The sequence below is a fragment of the Mycobacterium sp. IDUB_19 genome (genome assembly GCF_055419445.1).
In genome coordinates, this window is the sequence record NZ_JBVAXR010000090.1 from 3,435 (window position 1) to 4,582 (window position 1,148).

1 pseudogene is annotated in these 1,148 nt (G+C 62.9%); it reads right to left on the reverse strand.

What is annotated here, in order from left to right:
* Positions 1–847: pseudogene (locus ACZY0B_RS26785) on the reverse strand (BTAD domain-containing putative transcriptional regulator); the annotation flags it as partial.
* Positions 848–1,148 lie beyond the last annotated feature (301 nt).

Below are 1,148 nucleotides of genomic sequence, written 5' to 3' on the forward strand. Positions count from 1 at the left end.
CTATCTGGTTTTCGGCGTTGATTTCAAGGACGCACAGTATCTCGGACGCTTCTGAATCGGACCAGCCGCCCCAGACGCAGTGACGACCGAGGAAGAGGCGCCGCCCTCGGACTGCGATCACGGTTGACGTTGCACTCCTGACTCCGATGTCGGCAAGCGCCCGCACGTTTGCGATCTCGGCATCTCGGCCGTGCCTGACCCCGGCGTTCACGACGTGACGACGATCATCAATGCAAACGTCACCAGACAGTATTTCCGCATAGGTGTCCCAGTCGCGGGCCGCGAAGTAGGTCATGAAGCGTTGCTCCACTCGGCTTGCCGCGTTTTCCAGCCGTGGCGCCTGCGGGTGCAGCTCATCAAAGCGGGTGAGGGCGGCGTCGAGGTCTGCCGCGTCGAATATCTCGCAGCGGTTGATCCGATCGCCTTCGAAAGTCACAACTTGGACATGTCGCCACTCGGCGTCAAAGCCCTCCGGTGTGGTCCCGTCCGCCGCATGGCTGATGACCGCGCCCAGGTCGCCTAGCCGATGAACGGCCTCAGCGTAGATGCGGCTGATCGTCATGTCGTCCAGCGCGGCACGGACGTAGGGAATCATGTCGCCAGATCCGATGGCCGCAAGCGACCGATGATCGATATCTACCACATGCGGCGCTGTTGCAGGGATTTCGCCTCGGTTGAGCGCTGCATAAGCCCGCGCGATGAGCGACCAGGTCTGCGCATGAGACGCCGCTTCGCCGGCGAGGTAACGGGTTTCGAGCTCCTCGAAGGCGGCGTCGATGTCGTCGCCGCCGAATATGACGGCGGTGGTGAGCCGGTTGTCGGTGTCGATTTCGATGACGGTGAGCATCTCAGCGGCGACCTCACCGGGTCCCGAGCCACGCACCGAGGAACGAATGCGAATGAGCGTGAGGCGTTGCCCGCGGGTCGCGACAACGGTCGACGTAAGGCCCTCGAATCCGACCTCGGCGACTGCTCGCATGTTCGTGACATGGGCGGCAGGACCGCGTAATTCACCGCCGTTGACAACACGGCGGCGATCTTGCGAGCAGATGTCGTCGGCCATTGTCTCAGCCAATGCGGCCCACTCGCGGGCGCCGAAGTACTTCCAATAGCGCTCGACCACTTGGCTTGCCGCGTTTTCCAGTCGC